Raw genomic sequence first — 26,251 nt, forward strand, 5'->3', positions numbered from 1 at the left:
GGGCATATGCCGCAGCATACACCAATAGAACGAAGCTTTAGAGAGGATGTGAACCAGATGGCCAATACGCATACGTACACGCGCCGGGAGGAAATCGCCAACGCGGTGACTCACGGCTTCGGCTCCGTGCTGAGCCTGGCCGCCCTTGTCGTGCTGATCGTATTCGCGGCGATCAAGGGGACCGCTTTCCATGTCGTCAGCTTTACGATCTACGGCTCGGCGATGCTGCTCCTGTATCTCGCCTCCACGCTTGTCCACGCCTTCCCGGAGGGAAGGGCGAAGAACCTGCTTGAGATCGCGGACCATTCGATGATCTACGTCTTCATCGCCGGCACGTACACGCCGCTCCTGTTCCACGTCATTCAGGGGCCGCTTGGCTGGACGCTGTTCGGCATCGTCTGGGGAGTGGCACTGTTCGGGATCGTGTTCAAGTCGTTCTTCGTCAGCCGGTTTCTGTACACGTCTACCATTCTCTACATCGCGATGGGCTGGATCATCGTGCTCGCCTGGAAGCCGCTCACGGCGAATCTCGCGTCCGGAGGCGTGAATCTTCTCGTCGCGGGAGGCATCCTGTATACGGTCGGGACCGTCTTCTACGTCTGGAGAAGCTTCCCGTATCACCATGCGGTCTGGCATTTGTTCGTCCTCGGCGGCTCGGTTCTCCATTTCTTCGCGATTCTGTTGTATGTGCTGCCCTAACGGAACGAAAAAAGGGGGAACGGCATCCATGGAATCCAACGAACAACGCCGCCCGGCCCTTGTCTCCGGGCGGCTGCTGCTTCGTCCGCTGGGAGAGCGGGACGCGGAGCAGGCCTTCGCCCTGCGGGTGGCGAATCGCGCGTTCCTGCAGCCATTCGAACCGGTGCGGGACGAGTCGTTCTTCACGCTGGACGGCCAGCGCGAAGTCATCGCCCGGGAAGCGGAGCAATTGGCGGCGGGAACCGCATACAGCTTCGGCGTGTTCCGGCGGGCGGCGGCCGCGGGAGAGGTGGACGAGCTGATCGGCCGCATGTCGCTGAGCAGTGTGTTCCGCGGCCCGTGGCAGAACGCCAACGTCGGGTATTTTCTCGCCGAGCACTGCAATGGGCAGGGCTATGCGTCCGAATCGCTCGGCCTTCTGCAGCGATTCGCGTTCGGCGAGCTTGGGCTGCACCGCCTGCAGGCGGCCGTCATGACGCACAACGAGCGGTCCGCCCGCGTGCTCGTCAAGAACGGCTTTCGCAAGGAGGGGCTTGCGCTCCGCTATCTCCAGATCAACGGGCAGTGGGAGGACCACATTCTGTACGCCCGGACGGCCGAGGAAGCGGCCGAAGACGGGGATAACGGCCGAACCGCGGATCGCCCCAAATAGGAAAGAGCAAAGGCTGCAGATGAGCTGCGGCCTTTGCTCTTTTTTTGGCTTTGTTCGAACTTAACCGATGTCATGAAACCGATTAGCACGAAAGGGTTTCTATAGTTACTGCTGCGCAATCTGAATAAGGTTGCCGCATGTATCGTCGAAGACAGCTATGGTCATTTCGCCCATTTTTGTCGGCTCCATAGTAAATTTCACGCCGTTTTCCGATAGTCGATGATACTCCTTAATAACATCCGCTACACCAAACATGGCTGCGGGGATGCCCTCGGCGAAAATCTTACTCTGATACTCTTTGGCGGCAGGATGGTTATTCGGTTCGAGTAATAGCTCGGTACCGTCCTGCGCGTCGGGAGAAACAAGCGTGATCCACCTATATTCTCCGACGGGAACGTCATGCTTTTTTACAAAGCCAAGCGTCTTCGTATAGAATTCCAATGCCTGGTCTTGATCCTCAACGAAAATACTGGTCACTATAATTTTCATTCCGGTTTAGCCTCCTTTAATAGTTGCGATGTTGTTGCTCTGCTAACATCTAAGCTTCATTCGGAATTAATAATACTCTACCCATCCTCACAGTAAAAGGGTAACGGGTTCGTTGTGGAAGAGAACTACCCGATAGCTTCCCCCTTTCTTCTGAATTTACGACCCTGCATCTTCCCATGCAAAAAAGATGGTTACGTTCGCCTGCCGCATAATGGGCAGATTGTGCGTTTTGGCCAATTTTTTCCGACGGCTGGGCGGCTTGCTCGGCAGAAGGAAAACGGAAGCCGGCGGGGAATGTAGGGAGGAGTCCATAAAAAAGGGGTGCTGGTATGCGGGAGATCAGTCACGTGCAGCTTCCGGTCAAACGACTGGACAAGGCTATTGCCTGGTACGAGGAGGTTTTGGGCTGCGAGCTTGCGGGCCATTTCGGGGTCTTTGCCGTTGTAAAATTCAAGGGCGATAAGGTAACCCTATTCCTGTGGGAATCGGCGGACGATACGACAACGACGTTCCGGGTGAACGTGGAGCCTTTTCCCGCGTTCGGCTTTCAGGTGGAGGATGGGGAGGATATGGACCGGTTATGCAAGGCCATCCCGGAGGGCAAGGCTACTCGGGACGAAGAGGGGAGAAGGTTTTTGAAGTTTTTCGATCCGGATGGCAATATGCTGGTCGCCCATACGGAATGAAGACTGCGGCAAGAGGGCGGAAGCAGGGCGGAACGGACTGAATGAACCGCCCAGCCGGCAGGTGCATTAGGAGGAAGGGGGGATAGAAGCATGAAAGCAGTCTCCGTCGGGCTGCTGCTGACGGATGGATAGAGGTACCTCGCTTGTCATTCAACCGGGAACCGGTTTTATGATCTTCCCAAGGGGCTGTTGGAGGAAGGCGAGCATCCGGTCGACGCCTGCCTAAGAGAAGTGCGGGAGGAGACGGGCCTTAACCTGGACCCCAGTCAGCTGAAGGATATGGGCGTGCTACCTTACTTAAAGACGAAGGATCTGCATCTGTTCGTCTGCCGGACGGACGAGCTGCCCCCGCTGGACGCTATGGCGTGCACGACATATTTTGTCCATGCCCGGAGCGGGAAACGGCTGCCCGAGGTGGACGGGTACCGGTATATCCGCTTCGAGGAGGCGGAAGAGAGGATGACGGCGAATATGGCGTGTCTCCTCCGGCACGCGGCAAGCCTCCTCGGCCTGCCGGGAAGCGGCGGGAGAGGCGGTCAACAAACCTAAGAAGCTCCACGGCAGCGAGCACCGGGTAGAGAGGCCGCGAGGGAAGGTCATTCCGCCCGCGGATTGGGCCGAGACGTCCATTGTGCGCTGCCGCCGGCATCTGGTAGAATCGGGTTCATGTGATGGATCGGACTGGCCCTTCCCTCCGACCAAAGTCGTAGAGACGTTCAGCCAATGGTTGAACGTTTTTTTGCGCCCTGCTCCGACTCTCCGCCGACGCGCGGGGGGCCGCCCCGCGTTACGATAAGGGAACAAGCAGGCGGGCGGGGGAGATAGTAGCCGCTGACCGGCCGCCCCAGAAGAAAGAGAGCGTGATCCTCATGAGCCGGCCTTCGTTCGTCTCCGCTTATCCAAAAGAATCGTGGTATTTTCTTATCGCAAGCTTCGTCAATTCGCTAGGCAGCTCGTTCATGTGGCCGCTGACGACGCTTTATGTCCATAATGTGCTGCACCGGTCCTACGGGGAAGCCGGGCTCGTGCTGCTGCTGCAGTCGATCGCCTCGATCGTCGGCCAGCTGGCGGGAGGCTCGCTGTATCATCGGATCGGCGTCAAGCCGCTCATCGTCGGCTCGCTTCTGCTCGGCGGAACCGCGCAGCTGTCCTTGATCGCGGTCAGGGAGTGGCCGTTCTATATCGCGGTCATGATGACGATCGGCTTCCTGAACGCCATCTCGATGCCGGCGATCCAGGCCTACGTCGGCTTCCGCTGGAAGGAGCAGCGCCGCAAGCTGTTCAACCTGATCTATGTCGGCAATAACCTGGGGATGGCGATCGGAACCTCGATCGCAGGCGTCTTGGCCGCCATGTTCAGCTTTACCGTCAATTTCACGGTGAACAGCGTCTCCACGCTTGGCTTCGGCCTGTTCTTCCTGTTCTTCCTGAAGCAGACCGTCCGCGAGCCGCAAGGAGAAGCCGCTGCCGTCCCGGGAGGCGGCAAGCCGGTCTACGAGAAGACGACCTGGCAGCTGCTCGGAAACGTCAAGCTGTACCTGTTCATGGCGCTCGGCTCGATGCTGGTCTGGTTCTCTACCTCCGTGTGGAACTCCGGGGTCGCTCCCTATCTGGATGAGCAGGGCCGCGGGATGGCGTCGTACAGCTTCCTCTGGACGGTGAACGGGATCGTCATCTTCGCGGGCCAGCCGCTGCTGGCGCTGCTCAAGCGCTATCTCGCACGCAGTCTCCCCGCCCAGCTAATCGCTTGCTCCATGCTGTATGCGACGGGCTTCAGCCTCATCCTGCTGTCCCAGTCGTACAGTATGATGATCACCGGCATGGTGATCACGACGTTCGGGGAAATGCTCCTAGCCCCGACGGTACCTGCCTTCCTGACGGAGAAGGCTGGCCGCTACTCGCCGTTTTACCTCGGCCTCGTCGGCGCGATCGGCACGTTCGGCCGGCTGGCGGGTCCCTATACGCTCGGCACGACGTACGACCACGGAGGGGTTCATCCAGTGCTAGCAATCGCCGCGCTTGCTCCGGTCGTGGCGACCGTGTTTTACGTCATCCACGCCTCCTTCCACCGGGAACCAAGGAAGAGCGAGGCGGCCGTGCCTCTGCCCGAACCGGTGCCGGAGAGCTAAGGCCGCCTTATCCCGTCCGGACTGGTGGACGCACCTTCCCCGTCCGGAGTGGGGGATGCCCAGGCCACCTCGGCGGAAGCTGGAGCCGGCCTTTTCCCAATGTCAAGTACACACCGCACGCGCAGTGGGGAAATGCTTTCGTCAAGTTATTTCCGTTCACCAATCTGACGCTGTCGGGAATTTTGGCGGCCGGCGTCTATGTGTGGCTCGGGTACATCCTGTTCCGCTACACCGCTTCGTCCCACGCGGTCGCCGCCTCGGAGCCGTCGTCCAAGATTTGACGCCTGCTTATAATGGCTTTGCGAGATTCCGCCTTCCGGCGAACGGAACTGCCTCAAGCCCCGCCCGCTCCTTACGGAGCACGGCGGGGCTTTTGGTTTGGTTGGGGAAGGAGCGGGTGCGTGCTCTCTTGGGAGGAACGCTCCTCTAATGGTCCCTTGACTACAGCGCGCAGCGCACAAGGGGGGGAGGGGGCTACACGCGTTCTACCTTGATCAGATTCGTCGTGCCGGCAAGGCCGACGGGAACGCCCGCCGTCACGACGGCGAGCTCGCCCCGCTGCAGCAGCCCGGCGTCCACGACGGAGGCGGCGGAGGCTCTCAGCATGTCGTCGGTGTCTGTCGCCCGGCTGCTCAGTACCGGCACGACTCCCCAAGTGAGCGTCAGCCGGCGCAGCGTAGGCAGGTGGGGCGTTAGGGCGATGATCGGCGCGCTCGGGCGATGCCGCGAGACCATCCGGGCGGTGAAGCCGCTCTCCGTTGGGGTCAAGATCGCCTTGGCCCCGAGAGCCTCGCTGATCGCCACGGCGGACCGGCCGATCGCATCCGTGATCGAGGACGGCGAAGCGGCGGCTTCCGAAGGGGCGGGATGGTGGTAGTCCGCGATCGATTCGGCCCGGCGGACGACTGCCGCCATCGTCCGGACGGCTTCGACCGGATAGCGGCCCGCCGCCGTCTCGCCGGACAGCATGACCGCATCCGCCCCCTGCAGCACCGCGTTTGCGACATCGCTCACTTCGGCACGGGTCGGCCGGGGATTGCTCTGCATCGACTCCAGCATGTGGGTGGCGACGATGCTCGGCTTGCCGGCTGCCTGGCACTTGGCGATCATCTCTCGCTGGAGAAGGGGGACGTCCTCCACCGGAATCTCGACGCCGAGGTCGCCACGGGCCACCATGATGCCGTCTGAAGCTTCCAGGATCGCGTCGAACTCGTCGATGCCCTCCTCGTTCTCAATCTTGGAGACGATGCCGACATGGGGTGCCCCCAGATCCTCGAGCAGCTGCCGGACCTGCAGAATGTCTTCCGCCCGGCGCACGAACGAGACGGCCAAGAAGTCGATCCCTTCCTGCACGCCGAACCGGATGTGGCGGATATCCCGCTCGGTGACACCGGGCAGCGTCGTCCGGACGCCGGGAAGATTCACGCCCTTGCGCGGCTTAATCGTGCCGCCGTTTACGATGACGCAGTGGATGTCGGGGCCGTCGATCGCCTCGACCAGCAGCTCGATAAGCCCGTCGTCGAGCAGGATCGTCTGCCCCGGCTTCATCACCTGCGGCATCTCGGCATAGCTTACCGGGATGCGCTGCCCGTCGCCCTCGACCGGCTCGGTCGTCAGCGTCAGCCGTTCTCCTTCTACAAGCTCGTAAGCGGGCTCCTTCAGCCCGCCGATCCGGATCTCGGGTCCCTTGATGTCGAGGAGGACGGCTACCGGCGTGCCCGTCTCCTCCGCGGCTTGGCGGATATCCCGGATTCTCCGGCTGTGCTCCTCCAGCTCGCCATGCGCCATATTCAGCCGCGCCACATTCATTCCTTCGCTCATGAGCTGTTTGAGCGTGTCCGGATGATCGCACGATGGTCCCATCGTGCAGACCAGCTTTGTTCTGTTCATAGTCAGCAGCCTCCCGTGTCGAAACGTATGGTGTTTAGTGTACGGGATCTGCCCCGGTTTGGCTATGAAGTATAGTATGATAGAGGGAATATAGTATGAATTTGGAGTGAAAAAAGATGAAGCTGCAGCAAATCCGGCTGGACCGAGGCGTCAACTGGAAGGAATCGCGATCCGCCGACAGCGGTCTCGTGCTCCTTGTGGCGGGCCTGTACGGCAAATGCGTGTACGAGGTGGCAGGTAAACGGCTCGAGCTCGAACCGGGAGCTGTGCTCCTCGTGCCGGAGGACGCCTCTTATACGGCTTACAGCCCGCCCGGACAGCTGCACGAAAAGCTCACCGCCACGCTCGTTTGGCAGGAGGAAGAGGGCCTTCCCTTGCTTGAGGAAGTCCGAATGCTCCCTGCCGCGGGACCCGCCGTCCTGCTGCAGGAGAGGATGAAGCGCGTTCACCGGGAATGGAGCGACGGGCTGCCTTATGCCTCCGTTCGGGGAGGAGCTCTGCTGCTGGATGCCCTCGTTGTCTGGTGCCGGGAGCTGGATGCCCGGGCGGTTTCGGGCGAGACGATACGGCTCGCGGAGCGGATGAAGCAATATATCCGGAACCATTACCGCGACAAGGTGACCAAGGAGGAGCTCGGGACGGCAATCGGCCGCACGCCCAATCATGCTGCTGCTGTCTTCAAGCGGGCGACCGGGCAGACGATCAGCGAATTCGTGCATGGGCACCGGATCCGGACGGCGGAATACATGCTGACGGAATCGAGCCTGTCGGTCGGAGAAATCGCGGAGTTCGTCGGGTACCGGGATGTGTCGTATTTTCACCGGCTGTTCAAGCGTGCGACGGGCAGGTCCCCGTCCTCCTATCTGAGCGAGAGGGAGCCCCCGCTGCTTTAACGGGAGTCTCCCGGCAAGCGGGATTAGAATTTCTGACGCTGCGAATGAGCGGAAGACGAGAAAACTCGACTATACCCAATTTTTCCCGGGCATTTCGGCGGAAATTGGCTAAACTGAAGAAGCAGGCGGGTACGCTGCAGAAAGGAATGATGGGTTATGTCAATTGTGAATGTTGGAACGAAATGTTTGTCCTCTGCAGGTGCCCTTAGGTAGACAGGAACAAGTTACGTAAGGCTCCTGTAGAGGCTGGCCGCTGCGAGGCGGCAACCCCAATCCACAGGAGGAATCAATAGATGAAGATGAAGCAATTGGGCTGGAACCCCGAAAGGGAAGCGGCCTTTCACACATATCAACAGCAGGGCTGGGTGCCGGGGCGCGTGGCGATGGAGCATACGCATCTCTACCGGGTGCTCACAGAGGAAGGCGATGTACTCGCCGAAGTCTCCGGCCGGATGAGGCATGAAGCGGCTGGCCGCGCAGACTATCCGGCAGTCGGCGACTGGGTAGCGCTTGCCGTTCGGCAGGAAGAAGGCCGGGCAACCATCCACGGCGTGCTGCCGCGAGTCAGCAAATTCTCCCGCCGGGCGGCGGGCCCGACGGTAGAGGAGCAGATCGTCGCCACGAATATCGACACCGTGTTTCTGGTCAGCGCGCTTAACCTGGATTTCAACCTGCGCCGGCTGGAGCGGTATTTGACGCTTGCTTGGGAAAGCGGAGCGAACCCGGTCATCGTGCTGAGCAAGGCCGATCTCTCGGATCGGGTGGAGGCGCTGACGGCGGAGGCGGCCGCGATCGCGCCGGGCGTCCCGGTACTGCCTGTCAGCTCGGTAGAGGGCCAAGGGCTCGAGCAGCTGGAGCCGTATCTTAAGGAAGGCGAGACCGTGGCACTGCTCGGCTCTTCGGGAGCAGGCAAGTCGACGCTGATCAACCGGCTGATGGGCAGCGAGCGGCTGCGTACCGGCGGCATCCGGGAGGGCGACGACCGGGGCAAGCATACGACGACGCACCGCGAGCTCGTCGTGCTGCCCGGTGGCGGAATGCTCATCGACACGCCCGGCATGCGCGAGCTGCAGATGTGGGAAGCCGAGGAAGGCTTAAGCGGGTCCTTCGCGGACGTTGAGGAGCTGGCCAGTACATGCCGGTTTCCGGACTGCCGGCACGACCGGGAGCCGGGCTGTGCCGTCAAGCAGGCGCTTGAGAACGGCACGCTGCCACGCAGCCGGTTCGACAATTACGGGAAGCTGCAAAAAGAGCTGGCCTTTCTCGCGCGCAAGGAGAACAAGTCTCTGCAGGCGGCCCATAAGGACAAGTGGAAGAAAATTCACCAGGCCGCCAAGCAGAGAAGCAACCGGGAGTGAGCAGCAGGGCGCAGCTCAACCAAGAAAAAGGCTGTCAGGTCCTAAAGGGCTTGACGGCTTTTTTTTCTTTTGCTAGGGGGGACGAAGCGCTTAACAAGGTGTTCGGCGTTAAAAGAAGGGGATCAACCGCATGCCATTTACCATATATTAGAAGTGGTGGTATAGTAGCAAGACAAGCAGCAGTCCTTCATTCTACTTGGCAAGGAGAGAGCCCATGATTCGGGAAGCGGTAAGAACGGATCGCGACCAGCTGTTCGGTTTGTACAAAATGCTGGTGCCGAACAGCAGAAAAATGAATGTCCAGGAAGAGCAGATCGAAGTGGTCCGAAACGATCCCCATACATACCTGTTCGTTTATGAAGAAGAGGGAGTCCTGATCGGTACGGTCACCCTCAATATTTGCCTGCAGGCGATGCATGGGCTGAGGCCGTACGGCGTAGTCGAGAACATCGTCGTGCATGAGGATCATCGGGGGAAGAGAGTAGGACAAGCCCTGCTCCAGCATGTGGAGGACATTTGCCAATCGTTGAACTGCCACCGCATCATGCTGCTCAGCAACGCCACGCGTCATCAAGCCCATCGGTTTTTTGAGCGAGAAGGCTTCGACGGCTCCGTGAGCAGGGGATTTAAGAAATATTTCTGATCACTTCTGGAGGTGACGGCATGGCATTCGCCCACAGAACGGCCGCTCATGAAGATTTTCCGATTATCGCGGCATTTCCTCAGAGCCCGGAGGAACTCTTTTACATGTTTCCGAAGGGGCAGTATCCGCTGGCGCCGGAGCAGCTGGAAGAGGCGGCGCTCCGCCGTCTGGAACCGACGGTTATTCTCCGGGATGGCCAAATCGCGGGATACGGCAATTTGTACACGGATGAGGACAGACAGGAGTATTGGCTGGGCAACGTCATCGTGGCTCCCGGCGTAAGAAACAGCGGAGCGGGGACGTATCTGATTCAAACGATGAAGGAGAAAGCCCGCTCCTATCAGGCCAAGCAGCTAAATCTGGTCTGTCACAACACGAACACAAAGGCGCTTCTGTTTTATTTCAAGCAGGGCTTTCTCCCCTACGGCTTGAAGCAAATGGAAGACTACAAGGGAGATCGCATCGCCGGCATTTTGATGGCTATAGATTTGTAGGAGGAGGGCCCTCCTCTTCCGCAGCCTGCAATTCGGATTTTCTTATTTCCACGAACGGTTTTCGGATTATATGTATGGGGGATCCATCTACGCTGCCCTCTCTTTGCCCTTATCCGCTCTATGTGCAGTCGGATTGCTTACAGGACTGCGGAAACTGCTCAAGCGTTACGCAAGCTGACGGCGGATTCGGTAGAGCACCCGAACAAGCCGGACTCGATAGAGCAGCCAGAAAAACAAGAACATCCATGTCATAAAAGCAGCCTGCCCTCTCGCGAGGGCAGGCTGCTGTCGTTATGTTCCTCCGTAGGCTCACCAGTTGGAGCCGCCGGACGAATTATTGTTGTTATTCCGGGAGCCGCCACCGCCGCCGGAGCCCCAGTTGGAGCCGCCCGACGAATTGCCGCCGCCGTGGGAGGAGCCCGAGCCCGACCCCCAGTTGGAGCCGCCGGACTGCTGCTCTCGTGAGACCGCCATCCGGTATTCGTTCTCCATGCCGCTGACCAGCGACCGGATCGCGTTCGCTTCCTCCTGGGCCTTCTCGTACATGCCCGCGGCCAGCAGGCTGTGGATCGCATCCATCCGGGTGGCGTAATGGCGCTGGTAGCCGGCGGTGTTGACCCTGCCTCGCACTCGGCCGCTGACGGTCCGGAACCGGTCGTTCATCTCGCGGGCGAGCAGCTCGGCGCGCTCCTTGGCGGCGAGTACATCGCGGACCGTTCTCTCGAACCGGTCCGTCTCCGTCCGCAGCCGCTCCATGGTCCGGGCCAGCTCCTCCAGCCGGTAGGGAGGAGTGGCCAGCTGCCGGCGGGCTTCCTTCTGCAGCGCTTCGATGGCCTGCATCGCAGGCTCCATCGGGTAGCCGGCGTGGAAGCGCAGGTTCTGCGTCCGGATCAGCCGGGTTGCGGCCGTGAAGCTCGCCTCGCTCTGCTCCAGGCCGCGCTTCGCGTCAGCCACCGCGCGATCCCAGCCGCGGACCGCTTCTTCGCGCTGCTTGGCCGTCCGGTCGGCTTCGTCGCTCGCAGCGAGCATGCCGTCGAGCGCTTCCCGCGCCCGGTCGAACTCCTGATGCTCGTCATTCGTCAGCACCCGCACCACCGGCAGTCCGGCCTCGGCGGCGAGCAGCCGTTCCTCGGCTTGCTGGCCCTCCTTCCAGAACGGTTCCCAATGGGAGGGAGCGTAGGTCCGCCGGAGACGGTCCCATTCCGCATCCCGCTCGGCCGCGAGCCGGTGGTATTGCGCCAGCTTCTCCTCGAGGAAGCGGATATCGGTCTGGTTCTTCTCCTTCAAGTATGCCTGCCGGCGGGTCATCTCGACGGCATCGGCCAACAGGCTGTCGATCTCACTGGAGACTGCGCGCGCGTCGTCCATCTGCCCCGCCTTGAGCGCTTCCTCCAGGGGAGGAACCTTGGCTCGCGCCTTCTCGAGGTTGGCGAACGGGTCGGTATGGGGCAGCTTGAGGCCGTGCTCGCGGATGATCCCGTCCACCTCCTGGCGGGTCGCCGCCGCCCGTTCCGGGAACGTATGAAGAGCCTCCAGGTAGCGGGGGAATTCCTTCACGTCCCGCTCCCGGTCGTCGAGGTCCTTTTGCACCTTGTCCGCAACCTGCTGCGCTTCCACCGGATCGAAGACCGCGAGGTCCGAAGCACGGGCGATCTCCTGCTCGAGCCGGTCGAACTCGCCGAACAGATAGGTGAGGGGATAGCCGTGCTCCCGGCCGATTCTTTCCGTCTCCGTGCGGAGGCGGATGCGCCGGTCCGCCTGCCCGGTAACCTGCGCTTTGACCGTCTTATCCACCTCGGTCAAATGGGCGATCTCCTGCTGCGCCTGCTGGCTGCGGCCCGTCAGGCCGGCGAGCCGGTCTGCCGCCTCCTGGTTCACGCGCAGCAAGGCGCGCAGACTCAGCAGTGCCGGCGGGTTGTCCGTGAGCTCTCCGGCGAACGCGCTCGCCTCGATGGTCAGCGCCGAGAGCCGCTCATCCAGCTCGCGGACGATCCGCTCCGTGCTGCCCTGGACGAGCCCGTCGAACGGCTTCAGCGCCTCCGAGGCGCGTGCAATGTCGACGAGTAGCGCCTGTGCCTGCCCGGCTGTGCGTTTCAGCTGGCTGCGCTTGTACAGGCAGACGCCCAGGTAGACGAGCGCCGCCAGCACGAGGACTCCCGCGAACAGCGCCAGCAGCGGTGCTGCCGAGCGCTCCTGGGTGCCGGAGGTGCCCGAAGGCACGCTGCCGGGAGCAGCGGTCGGGCGGGCCGTCCGGTCTGGTGCCGGAGCCGATGGCACCGCCTGCAGTGTGGGCAGATTGTGCACCGCCTTCATGACGGCGATCGTTCCGGCGGCGAAGTCGCCCCTTTGCGCCTCCGGATTGAAGGTTTCCGTGACGAGCTGCCCAATGGATTGGTTGCCGAGCCGATACTTTGCGTCCAGCCTCGCGAGCAGCTCGGGATTGTTGAAGTTCATCTCCGTTCGGCGCTCGTTTTTGGCGATCAGGAGCAGGACGTCCCGGGAGGTCAGGCCCCAGGCCCGGTACACCTTCTCCGCGTAGACGGCGGGCTGCTCGCCGTTCAGGCTGTCCACCGTCAGCACATGAAAGGTATAATCCGGCCCTGCGGCCGCCTGCTCCACCTGCGTCTTGCCGCCGAGCATGCCGGCCGTATCGGTAACGAGGCCCGTCTGCGCCGGCACGTCTGCCGCCCATACGGGCAGGGCGGCGAGCAGACACAGCATGGCCAGCAGCAAGACTGCGCATCCTTTTTTCACCTTTTCATCCCCCTTTGCTTCGCTCCCCGTTGCTCCGACTCGTCCCGGAACGGGCGCTCCCGTCGTAATCGGCGGCGGCGCCGCGGCGGACCGGTGAGTCCGGCAGCTCTGTCTCCAGGCCCGGTCTCGGCTGGGGAGCGGCTGGCCTAATTGTCTTTTCTTGGTTCCATTATACTCGATGCGGGCTGCCGGGGCATGTCCGCCTCAGCGCTTCCTAATTGTACTTAGTGGGGGGCGGTAACCGCCTTCCAGTAGTGGAAAACAATGGTAATTCGGGAGGCGCTCTTTTATAATAAAAGTGTTGTTCACGTGGCTGCTTGCCCGGGGAAAGTGTTTTTGCGGTGCATACTGCCTTTGGGGTTAGGGAAGGGGGAAACAATTTATGAAGCTCGACGCTCGGCCATACGGCCTGGCCGACGTGATTCGGCTGACGTTCCGAAGCTCGCCCGCGATGGCGGCTCTCGTCGCCCTGCAGACGCTGCTCGGCGGCGTCGTGCCGACGCTCCAGATCGTGGCCACCGCGAAGTTTCTCGACACGGCGCTGGCCGTCGTGCGGGGAGAAGCGGAGAGGGGAGCCATCTATGCCCCCCTCCTGATTGTGGTGGCGCTGCTCGCTTACAGCTGGATAGCGGGGGAGCTGAACAAGCTTGGGATGGTCCGCCTCGAGCTGGCCATCCGGGAGCAGTTCCGGACGGCCGTCCTGGAGAAGCGGGCGAAGCTCGCCTACCGGTACATAGAAGATCATGAAGCGTGGGACGTCGTCTCCCGCGTCGCGAACAAGCCTGAGATTCAGCTGAAGAATGCCTATTCGGACCTGCTGTCGCTCACCGCACTCGGGCTGCGCGTATTCGGCGTACTGGGGCTCCTCGTTGCGCACGTCTGGTGGGCGGCGCTCCTCATCCTCGTCGTCTCGGTGCCGCTGTTCGCGCTGGCGGTCCGCAGCGGCCGGGCGACGTACCAGGCGAACCGGGACGTGTCCCGGCTCAAGAGACGATACGAATATATGCGGGACTTGCTGAAAGGAAGAGACGCGGTCGAGGAGCGGACGCTGTTCGGGTTCGGCGGGGCTATGAACGCCGCCTGGCAGCGGGAGTACGAGACGGCACGGGTTATCGAATACAATACGGAGAAAGCATGGTTCATCAAGATGAAGTCGGGGAGTGTGCTGACGGCGCTGCTGTCGATTGTCATCACGCTCGTCCTGCTCCAGCCGGTGCTGTCCGGGGCGCTGACGATCGGGATGTTTCTTTCTCTTGTCAATGCCATCTTCGGCATGGTTCAGATGATGTCCTGGCAGCTGACGCGCCAAGTGGAGCAGCTGGCGAAGCACCGGGAATTCATGCGGGATACGGCGCAGCTGGCGGCGATGGAGGAAGCCGAGGGAGCGTGCGAGGAGCCGGCGGCATCGCCTCCCGTGTTCAAGTCGCTGGAATTCGTGAACGTGCGGTTTCGCTATCCGGGCTCGGAGCGCCCGATTCTGGACGGTCTTACGCTGCGCATCGAGGCGGGCGCCCATTACGCCTTCGTCGGCGTCAACGGGGCGGGCAAGACGACGCTGACCAAGCTGCTGACCGGGCTGTACACGGATTATGAGGGCTCGATTCTGCTGAACGGCAGGGAGCTGTCGACTTACTCCCAGCCGGAGCTCAAAGCCTTCTTCTCCGTGGTCTATCAGGACTTCGCACGCTACTCGATCCGCCTAAGCGACAACATCGCGGTAGGAGATGTCCGGTCTCTCGGAGCCGGGCAGCTGGACGAGCGCATCCGCCATGTTATCGGCACGGTCGGTCTGGGGCCGGTCGTGGAGCGGCTTCCGCTCGGAGCCGATACCCCGCTCGGCAAGATCAAGGAGGCGGGGCAGGACTTGTCAGGCGGCGAATGGCAGCGGCTCGCGATGGCCCGGGCGATGGTGAGCCCCGCGCCGCTGCGCATTCTGGACGAGCCGACGGCCGCGCTCGATCCGATCAGCGAGAGCCGGCTGTACGAGGAATTCGAGCGGATCAGCCGCGACAAGACGACGCTGTTCATCAGCCACCGGCTCGGCTCCACCAAGCTTGCCGACGCCATCTTCGTCATCGGGGAGGGGCGGGTGCTGGAGCAGGGCAGCCATCGGGAGCTGATGGCGCGCAGCGGGCTGTATGCCCGCATGTACGAAAGCCAGAGGAGTTGGTACCAATAAACGCACAAGACAAGAAGACGACAGCCAAGGATGACCGGCGGCGGATCTCTCTTCCGGCCATCCTCGGCCGGCTGCTCCCATTCGTCATGCAGGCGATGCCGTGGTTTTTCCTTCTCTGTGTTGTGGTCGCCATCGTGCACGGGATGTCGTACGGCTTGATTACACTCGTGTCGCAGCATTTTTTTGATGCGGTGACGCAGGCGGTTGCCGGGAAGACCGCCGTCCATATCGCCGTCTGGCTCGGCATCGGGCTCGGCGCAGTGAACATCGGCTCGCAGGTGCTGAACGGCGTGCACAACTTCATGGGCAATACGTTCCTGAAGAAAATGAGCGGGTATTTGACGGTCCGGATGAATGCCAAAGCGTCCCGGCTGGACCCCGTCGCTTACGAAACTCCTGCGCTTCTCGATGACATCAACAAAGCCGACGAGGGTATGACGAACAGTCTGTTCATGCTGTTCACCGTCATGAATCTATTCGTCTTTTACGTGCCTTACTTTCTATTCATGGGCTTCTACCTGTACCAGCTGAAGCCGCTGCTCGCTATCTCGCTCTTGCTGGTGTTCGTGCCGGTTGCCGCCTCCCAGCTAATCCGCAGCGTCGTCTTCGCCCGCCTGGAGGACAAGGCGGCGCCGATCCGCCGTGAATTCGAGTATTACGAGCGCTGCATAGGCGACCGGGACTATTTCAAGGAAACCCGGCTGCTCGGGGCGTTCGGGTTCTTTCGAGAGCTGTACCGGACTTCACTTGTCCTCTTGAATCGCCAGACATGGACCGCCGAGTCCCGGACGGGGCTGCTTGAGATCGCGATGCGGCTGCTGACCCTGGCGGGGTACGTCGGCGTTTTGTACTTGCTGTTCGACGCTCTTCTGAAGGGTGAAATCTCGATCGGCGCCTTCTCCGCCGTCTTCGCCTCCATCGATATGATGTTCGGTATCATGAAGGAGATCGTCTCCGATCACTTCGGCTCGATCTCGCGCAATTTGGGGACGGTGCGCAATTTCATCCGCTTCCTCGATATGCCGGAGCGGGGCGGCCGGGAACTCGCGGTTGACGCGGGAGGCGGGATCGTACTGGCGGGTGCCCGTTTCCGGTATCCCGGAGCCGGGACGGACGCCCTCTCGGGCGTCGACCTGGAGGTGGAGCCCGGTGAGACGATCGCCATCGTCGGGGAGAACGGCGCAGGCAAGACGACGCTCGTCAAGCTGCTGACCGGTCTCTACCTGCCGACCGAGGGGAGCGTGCGGATCGGAGGCGTCGACACCCGGGACGTTTCGGCTCCCGCGCTTTATCGAGGAATCTCCGGAGTGCTGCAAAAGTACCAGCGCTATAAGCTTTCCCTCCGAGACAATGTCGCGATCAGCGGCCGGACGGACGGGGACGAGCCGGACAGCCGGGATGACGACAGGCTGGAGCTTGCTGCGCGGAAGGCCGAGCTGGATGCCGGGTCCCCCGTCTTTCCCACGGGCTGGGAGACGATGCTGTCGCGGGAGTTCGACGGCGTCGATCTGTCGGGCGGCCAATGGCAGCGGGTCGCCATCGCCCGCGGGTTCTACCGGGCGCACGAGCTGGTCGTGCTCGACGAGCCGACCGCGGCGATCGATCCAGTGGAGGAGACGAGGCTGTACCGGCAGTTCGCGGAGATCGCCCGCGGCAAGACGTCGATCATCGTCACCCACCGGCTCGGCTCCGCGCGGATCGCCGACCGGATCGTCGTCGTGGAGGAAGGCAGGCTGGCGGCGATCGGCACGCACGAGGAGCTGCTGCAGGCGGGAGGCAAGTATGCGGAGATGTACCGGGCCCAGGCCCAGTGGTACGGAAGGGACGAGGAAGAGGACGGATCGCCGGAACAGGAATTCCAAGTACTGGTAGACAAGTAGCCGGCGGTTCGGTACTATTTTGGTTGGTCAAGAAGGCGGCAAGACAGCCTTTACTATCCATCCATGGAGGGGTGCACGGTGAACAAAGAAGAGTTGGCACGCCGCATTTATGAGCTTTCCCACCTGCAAGGCGAGTTTGAACTGAGGTCCGGGCTGGTGTCCAGCGAGTACTTCGACAAATACCTGTTCGAGGCAGACCCTGCTGCGCTGCAGCGGATTGCCGAGCGGCTGACCGAGATCGTGCCGGAAGGAACCGAAGTGCTGGCAGGACTCGAGATGGGCGGAATTCCGGTAGTCACCGCCTTGTCTCTGGCGTCGGGCGTACCGGCCGCCTTTGTCCGCAAGAAGGCGAAGGCTTACGGAACGTGCAAAATCGCCGAGGGCGCTCCGGTCGCAGGCAAACGGGTCTGCATCGTTGAGGATGTCGTGACGACGGGCGGGCAGGTGCTGCTGAGCGCGGAAGATCTTCGCCGGGCGGGTGCTGTCGTGGAGGATGTCCTGTGTGTCATTGAGCGGCTCCCGGAGGGACGGGAAAAGCTGAAGGCGGCGGGATTGACTCTGCACAGCCTCTATCGGATGGAGGAGCTTGCGGCTGCCGGCAAGCCGGGAGAGGAGCAGCAGCACGAGCAGGAGCAGGCCGCCCTGTGAGAATCGGCGGCGTCTCCCGCGGCCCTCTCCAATCGGACGGCGGAACGGAACGTGCGATGGGACTTGGGGTGGAGGGGAGGGGGGCTGCTGACGAACGCCCCTTACCCGCCCCGCATCGGCTGCCGCTGACGCCGCTAATCGGGTTCGTGCTGGCGGTCGTCCTGGTTCAGCTGCTTTCTTTCTGGTGGGGAGCGGGTCTGCTGGTGCTGGCGGCGCTGCTCGGCCTAAGGTCCCCGCTCGCTGACCGTCCCCTTTGGTGGATGACTGGCCTTTACATAGCGGGGTACGGGATCTCCGTTTATGGGAAGACGGATCTCCTCGCCTTCTGGCACGGGTCGCGGGAAGCGGGGATCGTCTTATCCCGGCTCAGTCTCCTCGGCTTTCTGCTTCCCCTATGCTGGCTCGCGAGATGGAGACCGGGGAGCACCAACTATTTTGCTCTGGGAAGCTTCCGGGCTCCCATCCACACCCCCTTCATCTGGAGGGGCATCCGGGACCCGGTGTGGCGGTTCCTTTTGATTTTCCTGGCGGTGACGGGGACGGTCTCCGTCTTCCTTATCGACTTCGGCAGAGAGGATCTCCCCCGGCTGCTGGGCTACGGACTCCTGTTCGCCGTCGTCAATGCCGTGCTGGAGGAATGGCTGTGGCGCGGCTATGTGCTGGCCCGGCTCGTGGATGCGGCAGGGGAGCGGGCGGGTCTGCTGTTCGCCGGCGCCGCCTTCGGTCTCTATCATTATTCGATCGGGTTCCCCTGGCTGGTCTGCCTCCTGTTCATTCCGTGCGGCTGGCTGATGGGCGGCGTCACGATCCGCTCCGGCGGTCTCTTGCCGGTGCTGATCCTGCACATCGTCATGAATGTGGTGTTTGTGTTGACAGGTCTGGTGTTTTGAGGAGAGAGGAAGAGAACCAGTACCAAGAACAGGAGGCAGCGATGAAGACGACGATTTATATGGTCCGGCATGCGGAATCCCCCTATATCGAAGGACAAGAGCGGGAAAGAGGCTTGTCGGAGCAGGGAACACGGGCTGCCGGGCGGGTTCGCTTCCTGCTCGGAGGGCTGCCGATCGACCGCTTCGTATCAAGCCCTTACGAACGAGCGGTGCTGACCATTCGGGAGGCGGCCGAGACGCGCGGAGCCGGCATCCGGCTGGAGGAGGACCTGAGAGAGCGAAGGCTGGCAGGAGACGACCAGCCGATCTCGGGGCACCTGTTCCGGGAGGCGAAGCGACGAGTCTATGAGGATCCGGAATTCGCATTCCCGGGAGGCGAGTCGAGCCGGGAGGCGCAGGCGAGGGCGGTGCGGGTGATCGGCCGGCTGCTGCGCGAGCATGCGGGCGAGCAGATCGTCATCGGCACGCACGGCGACATCATGACGCTGATCCTGAATCATTACGATCCCTATTACGATTACGTGTTCTGGGAATCGACGACGATGCCGGACATTTACCGCCTCACCTTCGAGGGGGAGCGGCTGGCAGACGTAGCGAGATTGTGGGAGCCGGAACCGGTATAAACATATTCCGGCGTATACGGTCGAAGGCTGCTAGACCAGCAGCCCTCCCGGCCTTAGCCGGACATGAAGCAGCTCCCGGACGGCCGTTCCGGGAGCTGCTTCTTCGTGTTCCGGCTGCCTGCGAACGGCCGGAGGGAAACCCAGAAAACAATAGGTACACAAGCTGCCCGGCTTGTGGTATGCTAACAGCTGGTGAAACCAGAGAAGAAACTCCGGCTCGTCTTCATACGGCGCCGGGAGAGGTTCGCGAACTCCCTCTATAAAAAACTAAGGAGCGACGACGCCGGAAGTGGCATCGTTTATTCCCGCATTCCTAGGTTTTTTGCAAGAAGAGCCAGGTTCGAATCTCATTCTTCTTTTTCGCAAAGCCGGGCAACCGGAGAAAAAGAAAGGGGATTTTTTTTATGCCTGACGGTAGACAAAAAGAAGAAATGCCGGACGTTACACTGCTCGGCAACCAAGGAACGCGCTACGTGTTCAACTACGATCCGGACGTCCTGGAGGTGTTCGACAACAAGCATCCGGGGCGGGACTACTTCGTCAAGTTCAATTGTCCGGAATTCACCAGCCTTTGTCCGGTGACGGGGCAGCCGGACTTCGCCACGCTGTACATTTCGTACATTCCCGAACGGAAAATGGTGGAGAGCAAGTCGCTCAAGCTGTATCTGTTCAGCTTCCGCAACCATGGCGACTTTCACGAGGACTGCGTCAACATCATTATGAACGACCTGATCACTCTCATGGAGCCCCGGTATATCGAGGTCTGGGGCAAATTCACGCCGCGGGGCGGCATCTCGATCGATCCGTACTGCAACTGGGGGCGCCCGGGCACGAAGTACGAGCGGATGGCCGAGCATCGGCTGCTGAACCACGATCTCTATCCGGAGAAGGTGGACAACCGATGAAGCCGAACCATACGCGCAACTGGACGCTTCTCGTCCTCTATTTCGCCACGATTACGGCGGCCAACATCGTTACCGCGGCAGTCGCTCCGCTCGCCCTTGGCCCGCTCCTCGTGCCGGCCGGGTCGTTCCTGATCGGCGCTACCTTTATCCTTCGGGACCTCGTCCAGAACGCGGTCGGCCGCCTCAAGACGTATGCGGCGATCGGGGGAGCCCTTCTCCTGTCTGCGCTCACCTCGTACCTGGCGGGAGATACGCTCTGGATCGTGCTGGCGTCCTCAGCCACCTTCGTCTTGTCCGAAACGGCCGATACGGAGATCTATTCGCGGCTCAAGGTCCCGTTCGCCCTCCGCGTCCTCTACAGCGGAATCGTGGGCGGCGCCGTCGACAGCGTCGTGTTCGTCCTTATCGGCCTGTCTCCGCTGTTCTCGGGCATCCTGCCATGGGAAGCGGTTGGCTACGCCATTCTCGGCCAGATCGTGGTGAAGCTGGGCATGCAGATGCTCGGCGCCGGACTGATCGCGGCCGTCCCTGCGTGGAACCGATCGGCCCGCGCCTAATCCTGCAAACAACGGAACCGCCCCCTCGGGGCGGTTCTTTTTTGTCCCGATAACCGCTCAGCGGTTCGTTTTCCGTCTGGAATAAACTGGGCGGTTGGCGTATACTTTCCATACACCAAGAACGAGGGATGTTGGGTCCCGGCTGGGAGGAAGACGCCTATGGTACAAGAGAGAGCGGAGGTGCGAAAAGGGCAGCAGCTGATCCGGGGAGTGCTCCTCGCGGGAGCGGCCGTGCTCTCCTACTGGATCGGCTACGAGGTCTACAAGGGGTTGCTGGTGTCCTATTGGGGCGAAGGCATCGTAGAGAGAGACCGGCAGAGCATTCTCTATTGGACCGGAATGAGCCATCTGTTCATCGGAGTGCCGTTCTACCTGCTCATTGGCACGATCGTGCACCGGAAGGCGGGCGGTCCGGCAGCGGACATCGTTTGGACGACCGTCCTGTGCGGTCTCTTCTTTCTCCTTCCGGCGGCCTGTATCGCGCTTTTGTTCGCCGGCCTGTTTCCGATCTTTTTTACGCTGGAGGCCTCCCTCTTCTACTGTCAGTTCGCGGCGGAGGGGCTGTCATTCGGTTTGCTCTCCGCCCTGATCCGGCGGATGCCTCTCCGCAGCCGCCAGGCATAGAGACAGGGACGGAACGAGCCGAGGCGCAGTGGGAGAAGAGGACGAGATAGGGACGAGCTAGTTCCCCCCAAGGAGGTGTCCATGCTTTACCATTACAGCGAGAAGCCGGGGATCGAGCGGTTCGTTCCCCGCCAGCTTCAGAGACGGCCGGGCTTTCCGGCCGTTGTATGGGCGCTCCACGAGAGCAGCGAATTTACCTACTGGTTTCCGCGGGATTGCCCGCGGATCGTACTGCGGCGGACGGAGACGCTGTCGGAGGAGAACCGGGAGCGATTCTTCGCCCATACCGACGCTCCCGCGATTGTGACAATCGAGAGCGGCTGGTATGCCAGACTGCAGGCATGCACGCTCTACCGGTACTCTTTGCCGGAAGAGCTCTTCGAGCTGTTCGACCGGACAGCCGGCTATTACATAGCGAAGGAGACGGTGGTGCCGGCTCAAGTGACGGTGCTGACCAAATTGGTCGACCGACTGCTGGAGCATGGCGTGGAGCTGCGGCTGACGCCCAATTTGCATCCGCTGCGGGAGGCGATACTGGCATCCGACTTCCCGGATTTCGGCATCTACCGGTTTCGCGAGGCTCAGCCGCCCGCCTCCGGCAGCGGAAGCATGGCACCTCGGCCCGCCTCCATATGAAGCGGGCTAAGCGTCTTATAGAATGGAGAGGAGATTGCCTGTGACAAACTTAACGAAAGAGACCGCCGTATTTCCCTGCGAGCTGGTCGAGAGGGAGTACCGCCTCACCGGGCTGTCCCGCACTGCCGCTTTCCCGTCCGGCTTCCCCGACGCGGCGATTCAGGTACAGAGAGAGCTATGGGCTAGGAAAGAGGAAGTGGCACAGCAGGTGAACGAGGGGGTCTTGGTCTCGCCGTTTATGTGCAATGGAATCTACGCCGCGTATCTCGCCTGCCTCGAGACAGCGGAAGGCGCGCCTGTGCCGGCGGGCATGATTGACCTGTTCTTGCCGCAGGCGACCTATGCCCTGGTACGCTGCACGAACAAGACCATCGGCCAAGGCTACGACCGGCTGCACGGCTGGATCCGGGAAAACGAATACAAGAGGCTCTGGTACGGCGCCTCTCAGATCGAAGTGTACTACATAGACGACGAGGCGGAGGAAGAGCCGGTCGAGCTGCTCATTCCCGTGCAAGCACCCCGGGCAGCAGAAGAATGATTAGATAATGGAGGGCAAGGACAGCATGACGACACACGAATGGTTTGACATTTACGACGCGGATAACCGCTGGCGCGGGACGGCTCCCCGGCACGAGGTCCACAGGCACGGCTATTGGCATCATTCCTTTCAATGCTGGATCGTACAGGACCGGGGAGAGGAGCGGTATTTGCTGTTTCAGCTGCGCCACCCGGACAAGGATACGTATCCGGGTCGGCTGGACATCTCGAGCGCGGGCCATCTGACGGCCGGGGAGACTGTGCGGGACGGCAGCCGGGAGCTGGCGGAGGAGCTGGGGCTCGCCGTTCCGTTCGAGGAGCTGTACGAGCTCGGCGTCTACGCCCAAGACAAGACGATCCGCGCCGATCTCATCGACCGGGAATTTTGCCATGTTTTCCTGTACCGGTCCGATCGGACGCTGACGGATTACGTGCTGCAGAAGGAGGAGGTGACCGGCCTGTTCCTCCTCCGGCTCGCGGACGTGAAGAGACTGGTCCGGGATCGGGACGCGGAGGCTATTGCCGAAGGAATCATACTCGACGGGCCGGAGGGGACGACGTACCGGGAGGAGACGCGGACCGTCGTCTTCCGGGACCTGGTGCCTCATGAAACGGGCTATTACGAATGGGTGCTGCAGGCGGCGGAAGCGTATCGCCCCTGATCCGGACCCGGAAGAGACGGGAGCGGGGCCATGACCAATTCCATTCTGCTTGTCAGCGTTCTGACGCTTATCATCCACGCGGCCGAGACGCTGTCCTACTCCGTCCGGTTCGCCGGCGTCAAGCTGGGCAAGCTGGCCATCGCGCTGTCGCTGACCGGCATCATCGTGCTCGTCTCGCGGACGGCGAACCTGATCCAGGCGCCGCTGACCGCCAAGTTCGTCGATTACGCCATCGCCCACGACACCTACCCTCTGCTCGATGTCTTCCGGGCGATCCTGCTTGCCTCGTCGGCGGGTACGCTGCTCGCAATTTTGTTCTTTCCCACCTTTGTCAGCGTTTCTCGCGCATCATCTCCCGGCTGGAGGTGGCGGGGTCGCTACCGAAGCTGGCGGCCAGCGTGACGGTCGGGCAGCTCAAGAAGTCTACGGCCTATCTCAAAAAACCGACCTTCGCCATGCTGACGAGCTTGCGGGTGCTCGATATTCCGAAGCGGCTCCTCCTGCTCAATTGCCTGGTGACGGCCATCTATACGACCGGGGTGCTGGCTTCGCTCTATGCCGCCTACTTGACACCCGACCTGCGGACGGCGGCGGCCAACTCGTCGGGGCTCATCAATGGACTTGCGACGATTCTGCTTACGATTTTCCTCGATCCCCAACTTGGACTGCTCACCGACCGGGCAATGAACGACCCCGCGCAGAAGGATCAGCTGGGCCGCATTTACGGCGTGCTGATGCTGTCCCGGTTCGCGGGCACACTGCTGGCGCAGCTGTTGCTCGTCCCGGCCGCTTATTGGATTCGCATCATCGTGACCTGGATTTAGGGAGACTGGGAGAATAGAGAAAGGAGTCGCCATATGAACCGAAACGAAGCCGGGAGTGCGCAGGAACCGGTAGAGAGCCGGCTTCAGAGGCTGGGGCTCGTGCTGCCGCCTGCAAGCGGACCCGCGGCGTCCTATACGAACGCCGTACTTGTGAACGGCTTGCTGTTCGTGTCCGGCAAAGGACCGGCGGGGAATCCGTCCGGCAAACTCGGCCGGGAATTCACGACGGAAGAAGGGTATCGATTCGCCCGGCAGACGGGGCTCGAAATTCTAGCGGTCGTGAAGGCGGAGCTCGGTTCCTTGGAGCGCGTGAAGCGGGTCGTGAAGCTGCAAGGGTTCGTGAACAGCGACCCGGGCTTCGAGGAGCCGCACATGGTGCTGGACGGATGCTCCGACCTGCTCGCGGAGGTGTTCGGAGAGCGGGGTGTGCATGCCCGCTCGGTATTCGGAGCCAGCTCGCTTAGAGGCAACCTACCGGTCATCGTCGATTCGATTTTTCAGGTGCAGGAGGAATGACGGCGTCGAAAAGCAGCGGCCGAGGTAAACGTGCGTAGTTCAAGAAAGGAGATGCATTGGATGATCCAAGCTATGGAGGAGAAGATAGAACAGTTTGCCGAGTGGGTCCCGTTCGCGGAATCGCTGGCCGCGGTACCTGAGGAGACCGTGAGCAGGCCGATTGCGCCAGGCAAATGGTCGGTGAAGGAGATCGTCGCCCATATGGCGGCCTGGGACAACTATTACCTGGAAGAGGCGGTCGAGAAGGCGGCAGCCGGCCAGCCGCTCACCGTCCGGCATCTGGACTTCGACGAGTTCAACCGTCGGGCTGCGGATTCGGGCAGGGAAAGGCCGCTTGCCGAGCTGGCGGCGGAATCGGCCGCTCACCGGCGGCGCCTGCTAGAACTGCTCCGGGGAGCGTCCGAAGAAGAGCTGCGCCAGGTGCATACGGACGGAGAAGGAGATCCGTTCAGCCTGGAGGAGTACTTGAACGGCTTTCTGCCCCACGACCGGCATCACCGGCAGCAGATCGAGGCGTTCCTTGCTTCCTGCGAACAGAGCTAGGGTCTGGCGCTGCCAGGGGATAGGGTAGGAGCGCCCTCATGTGGACACGTCCGCCCATCTCACCCAGACGTCGGTTACCGTATTGACCCGCAGCGAGCTCCGCTGGGAATGCGAACGCTACAATTGCACCCTTCATCTGCCCTCCTAGCAAGGAGAGAGTCACGCCAAGAGCCCGGTCGTTCCCGACCGGGCTCTTGCTGTTCTGCGGCACGGGATATCCTCTCAGATGCCGAACCGGTGAATCTGGTCCCATAGCTGCTCACGGTAGAGAATCTCCCGCTGCTTGGGGCCGATCAGGTCGAAGTGCGGGTAGCGCTCCCTCGCGTGAATATAGGCAGGATCGAGACCGTTTGCCTGGCACCAGGCCGCCAACCGCGGCAGGTCGGAGCAGCCGACCTTGGTGACGGTCTTGATCCCGGCGGAAGCGAACCGCGGGTCGAGCCAGTAATGGGTCAAATAGGCGAGCTCACCGCTTGCCACCCGCTGCTTCCAACGGTTCATCTCTTCTCTCGTGATGCCGAATGCCATCGCTCGGTCTCCTTCCGTCTGCTTGTCCGCTCCACAAGGCACCGCCCCCCGGGCATGGCCGATGGCCGGGGAGGCGGAAGGGCGAAGAGTGCCGGTCAAATCCGGCAGATCTCGGACGGACAGTCCGGGCAGCAGACGATCGCCTTCAGCTTGGCCAGCTCCAGCACCATGATGTGGTGGTGGACGTCATAGTCGATCAGGCCTTCGTCTCGGTAAGCCGATAGCAGCCGATTGACGCTCTCGCGCGTCGTACCGATCATATTGGCCAGATCCGTGTTGGACAGCTTGAGCGTAATGCGGATGGTGCCGTCCTCCCGCTTGTCGCCGTATGAGTTGGTCAGCCGGATGAGCGTGGACGCGAGCGCGCCCTTCTTACCGAACAGCATAAGATCGCGGAACTTGGATTCCGTCGCGCGCTGCATCAGACTCATCCACTTGATGAAGCCGAGCGCGAATTCGCCGCTCATGGCGATCAGTGTCTCGAGGTCGCGTTGGGCGACCAGCCCGACTTTGGTATCCTGCACCGCTTCGGCCGTATAAGAGAACCGGGTGCTGCCGTCTGCTGCGAATTCTCCGAAGAAATCGCCCTCCTGCAGGTAGAGGAGGATGAAGTCCTTGCCGTCCTCTGTCGACTTGGAGATCTTTACTTTGCCCTTTTTGATATAAAAGAGACGGTCGGCCGGCTCTCCCTCCCAGAACAGATGGGAGCCCTCCTGGATCGTCTGCTCCGTCATCGCGTCCATCAGCTGGTGAAAATGGGCGTCGGACAGAAAATGCTCGATTTGGTAAGTGCGCGGGCTTCCCGCGTCTGCCGGTTTGGTTGAAGTCATCTTTCGCACCTCCTGTTGCAGGGAATGCCTTTTTCCTGTTGGTTCCATTATAGCCTTCTTACCCTGCGAGAAGTATGGCAAACTTGCGTCGGTCTTTCATACGGCGGGAGCCTGCTTTTCGCACCAGACCGGAACGCCTGTATACACTATCTTAGGTGAAAAGAAACCGGGGGTGCACGCCC

Annotated in this window: 26 protein-coding genes, 2 pseudogenes and 1 riboswitch; of the genes and pseudogenes, 23 read left to right on the plus strand and 5 right to left on the minus strand. The window is 61.5% G+C overall.

Features of this window, described 5'->3' with window-relative positions:
• The first annotated feature begins 57 nt into the window (after window positions 1–57).
• Window positions 58–699, plus strand: a complete 642-nt coding sequence (trhA, locus tag KJS47_RS11460; protein ID WP_213525195.1) for a PAQR family membrane homeostasis protein TrhA — start codon at window positions 58–60, stop codon at window positions 697–699.
• A 28-nt stretch (window positions 700–727) separates the two neighbouring features.
• The gene (locus tag KJS47_RS11465) at window positions 728–1,351 is read left to right on the plus strand and encodes a GNAT family N-acetyltransferase (RefSeq protein ID WP_213525196.1); all 624 of its coding nucleotides are present in this window, start codon (window positions 728–730) and stop codon (window positions 1,349–1,351) included.
• Between the two features lie 105 nt (window positions 1,352–1,456).
• Here the strand turns inward: KJS47_RS11465 and KJS47_RS11470 are convergent, their stop codons facing one another.
• Complete coding sequence (locus KJS47_RS11470) at window positions 1,457–1,840, minus strand: VOC family protein (RefSeq protein ID WP_213525197.1); 384 nt, start codon at window positions 1,838–1,840, stop codon at window positions 1,457–1,459.
• Between the two features lie 329 nt (window positions 1,841–2,169).
• Here KJS47_RS11470 and KJS47_RS11475 point away from each other — a divergent pair, with 329 nt between their 5' ends.
• From KJS47_RS11475 to KJS47_RS11485, 3 genes and pseudogenes are all read left to right on the plus strand, one after another.
• A complete protein-coding gene (locus KJS47_RS11475) occupies window positions 2,170–2,526 on the plus strand; it encodes a VOC family protein (RefSeq protein WP_213525198.1) in 357 nt (118 codons plus the stop codon).
• Between the two features lie 180 nt (window positions 2,527–2,706).
• Window positions 2,707–3,075: pseudogene (locus KJS47_RS11480) on the plus strand (NUDIX hydrolase); the annotation flags it as partial.
• 320 nt (window positions 3,076–3,395) lie between these two features.
• Window positions 3,396–4,655, plus strand: coding sequence for an MFS transporter (locus KJS47_RS11485; RefSeq protein ID WP_213525832.1), 1,260 nt, complete (start codon window positions 3,396–3,398; stop codon window positions 4,653–4,655).
• Between the two features lie 474 nt (window positions 4,656–5,129).
• On the opposite strand, the gene pyk is transcribed toward KJS47_RS11485, so the two are convergent.
• Window positions 5,130–6,545: a pyruvate kinase gene (pyk, locus tag KJS47_RS11490; protein ID WP_213525200.1), complete on the minus strand. Its 1,416-nt coding sequence runs from the start codon at window positions 6,543–6,545 to the stop codon at window positions 5,130–5,132.
• A 116-nt stretch (window positions 6,546–6,661) separates the two neighbouring features.
• On the opposite strand from pyk, the gene KJS47_RS11495 reads away from it, so the two are divergent.
• From KJS47_RS11495 to KJS47_RS11510, 4 genes are all read left to right on the plus strand, one after another.
• A complete protein-coding gene (locus KJS47_RS11495; protein ID WP_213525201.1) occupies window positions 6,662–7,438 on the plus strand; it encodes a helix-turn-helix transcriptional regulator in 777 nt (258 codons plus the stop codon).
• 293 nt (window positions 7,439–7,731) lie between these two features.
• Window positions 7,732–8,796 (plus strand): ribosome small subunit-dependent GTPase A, encoded by a 1,065-nt coding sequence (gene rsgA, locus KJS47_RS11500; RefSeq protein WP_213525202.1) that lies wholly within the window; start codon window positions 7,732–7,734, stop codon window positions 8,794–8,796.
• A gap of 214 nt (window positions 8,797–9,010) precedes the next feature.
• Window positions 9,011–9,439 (plus strand): GNAT family N-acetyltransferase, encoded by a 429-nt coding sequence (locus KJS47_RS11505; RefSeq protein WP_213525203.1) that lies wholly within the window; start codon window positions 9,011–9,013, stop codon window positions 9,437–9,439.
• Between the two features lie 20 nt (window positions 9,440–9,459).
• On the plus strand, window positions 9,460–9,933 hold the full coding sequence (locus KJS47_RS11510; protein ID WP_213525204.1) for a GNAT family N-acetyltransferase: 474 nt from the start codon (window positions 9,460–9,462) through the stop codon (window positions 9,931–9,933).
• Window positions 9,934–10,242: 309 nt separating this feature from the next.
• On the opposite strand, the gene KJS47_RS11515 is transcribed toward KJS47_RS11510, so the two are convergent.
• The gene (locus tag KJS47_RS11515; protein ID WP_213525205.1) at window positions 10,243–12,687 is read right to left on the minus strand and encodes a septation ring formation regulator EzrA; all 2,445 of its coding nucleotides are present in this window, start codon (window positions 12,685–12,687) and stop codon (window positions 10,243–10,245) included.
• Window positions 12,688–13,069: 382 nt separating this feature from the next.
• Between KJS47_RS11515 and KJS47_RS11520 the strand changes: the two genes are divergently transcribed.
• From KJS47_RS11520 to KJS47_RS11585, 14 genes and pseudogenes are all read left to right on the plus strand, one after another.
• Window positions 13,070–14,866, plus strand: coding sequence for an ABC transporter ATP-binding protein (locus tag KJS47_RS11520; protein ID WP_213525206.1), 1,797 nt, complete (start codon window positions 13,070–13,072; stop codon window positions 14,864–14,866).
• Window positions 14,854–16,746: an ABC transporter ATP-binding protein gene (locus tag KJS47_RS11525; RefSeq protein ID WP_213525207.1), complete on the plus strand. Its 1,893-nt coding sequence runs from the start codon at window positions 14,854–14,856 to the stop codon at window positions 16,744–16,746. Before KJS47_RS11520 ends, KJS47_RS11525 begins: the two co-directional genes overlap by 13 nt.
• A gap of 78 nt (window positions 16,747–16,824) precedes the next feature.
• Window positions 16,825–17,394: an orotate phosphoribosyltransferase gene (pyrE, locus tag KJS47_RS11530; protein WP_213525208.1), complete on the plus strand. Its 570-nt coding sequence runs from the start codon at window positions 16,825–16,827 to the stop codon at window positions 17,392–17,394.
• Complete coding sequence (locus tag KJS47_RS11535) at window positions 17,391–18,284, plus strand: CPBP family intramembrane glutamic endopeptidase (protein ID WP_249716320.1); 894 nt, start codon at window positions 17,391–17,393, stop codon at window positions 18,282–18,284. Before pyrE ends, KJS47_RS11535 begins: the two co-directional genes overlap by 4 nt.
• A gap of 41 nt (window positions 18,285–18,325) precedes the next feature.
• Window positions 18,326–18,907, plus strand: coding sequence for a histidine phosphatase family protein (locus tag KJS47_RS11540; RefSeq protein ID WP_213525209.1), 582 nt, complete (start codon window positions 18,326–18,328; stop codon window positions 18,905–18,907).
• Between the two features lie 233 nt (window positions 18,908–19,140).
• Window positions 19,141–19,184: riboswitch (PreQ1 riboswitch) on the plus strand.
• A gap of 127 nt (window positions 19,185–19,311) precedes the next feature.
• Window positions 19,312–19,812 carry a preQ(1) synthase gene (queF, locus tag KJS47_RS11545; protein ID WP_213525210.1) on the plus strand — a complete coding sequence of 167 codons (501 nt, stop codon included), beginning with the start codon at window positions 19,312–19,314 and terminating at the stop codon, window positions 19,810–19,812.
• The gene (locus KJS47_RS11550; RefSeq protein WP_213525211.1) at window positions 19,809–20,369 is read left to right on the plus strand and encodes a VUT family protein; all 561 of its coding nucleotides are present in this window, start codon (window positions 19,809–19,811) and stop codon (window positions 20,367–20,369) included. Before queF ends, KJS47_RS11550 begins: the two co-directional genes overlap by 4 nt.
• Before the next feature lie 159 nt (window positions 20,370–20,528).
• Window positions 20,529–20,993, plus strand: coding sequence for a hypothetical protein (locus tag KJS47_RS11555; RefSeq protein WP_213525212.1), 465 nt, complete (start codon window positions 20,529–20,531; stop codon window positions 20,991–20,993).
• Window positions 20,994–21,074: 81 nt separating this feature from the next.
• Window positions 21,075–21,629, plus strand: coding sequence for a DUF6886 family protein (locus KJS47_RS11560; RefSeq protein ID WP_213525213.1), 555 nt, complete (start codon window positions 21,075–21,077; stop codon window positions 21,627–21,629).
• 40 nt (window positions 21,630–21,669) lie between these two features.
• A complete protein-coding gene (locus KJS47_RS11565) occupies window positions 21,670–22,167 on the plus strand; it encodes a GyrI-like domain-containing protein (protein ID WP_213525214.1) in 498 nt (165 codons plus the stop codon).
• A gap of 25 nt (window positions 22,168–22,192) precedes the next feature.
• A complete protein-coding gene (locus KJS47_RS11570; protein WP_213525215.1) occupies window positions 22,193–22,828 on the plus strand; it encodes an NUDIX hydrolase in 636 nt (211 codons plus the stop codon).
• A 30-nt stretch (window positions 22,829–22,858) separates the two neighbouring features.
• Window positions 22,859–23,652: pseudogene (locus KJS47_RS11575) on the plus strand (lipid II flippase Amj family protein).
• A 33-nt stretch (window positions 23,653–23,685) separates the two neighbouring features.
• Window positions 23,686–24,168: a RidA family protein gene (locus KJS47_RS11580; protein ID WP_213525216.1), complete on the plus strand. Its 483-nt coding sequence runs from the start codon at window positions 23,686–23,688 to the stop codon at window positions 24,166–24,168.
• A 60-nt stretch (window positions 24,169–24,228) separates the two neighbouring features.
• Window positions 24,229–24,711: a DinB family protein gene (locus KJS47_RS11585; protein WP_213525217.1), complete on the plus strand. Its 483-nt coding sequence runs from the start codon at window positions 24,229–24,231 to the stop codon at window positions 24,709–24,711.
• Window positions 24,712–24,933: 222 nt separating this feature from the next.
• On the opposite strand, the gene KJS47_RS11590 is transcribed toward KJS47_RS11585, so the two are convergent.
• A complete protein-coding gene (locus tag KJS47_RS11590; protein ID WP_213525218.1) occupies window positions 24,934–25,239 on the minus strand; it encodes a hypothetical protein in 306 nt (101 codons plus the stop codon).
• Between the two features lie 95 nt (window positions 25,240–25,334).
• The gene (locus KJS47_RS11595; protein ID WP_213525219.1) at window positions 25,335–26,069 is read right to left on the minus strand and encodes a Crp/Fnr family transcriptional regulator; all 735 of its coding nucleotides are present in this window, start codon (window positions 26,067–26,069) and stop codon (window positions 25,335–25,337) included.
• Window positions 26,070–26,251: the final 182 nt, after the last annotated feature.

The organism is Paenibacillus sp. J31TS4 (assembly GCF_018403265.1).
In the GTDB taxonomy this organism is placed as follows: domain Bacteria; phylum Bacillota; class Bacilli; order Paenibacillales; family NBRC-103111; genus J31TS4.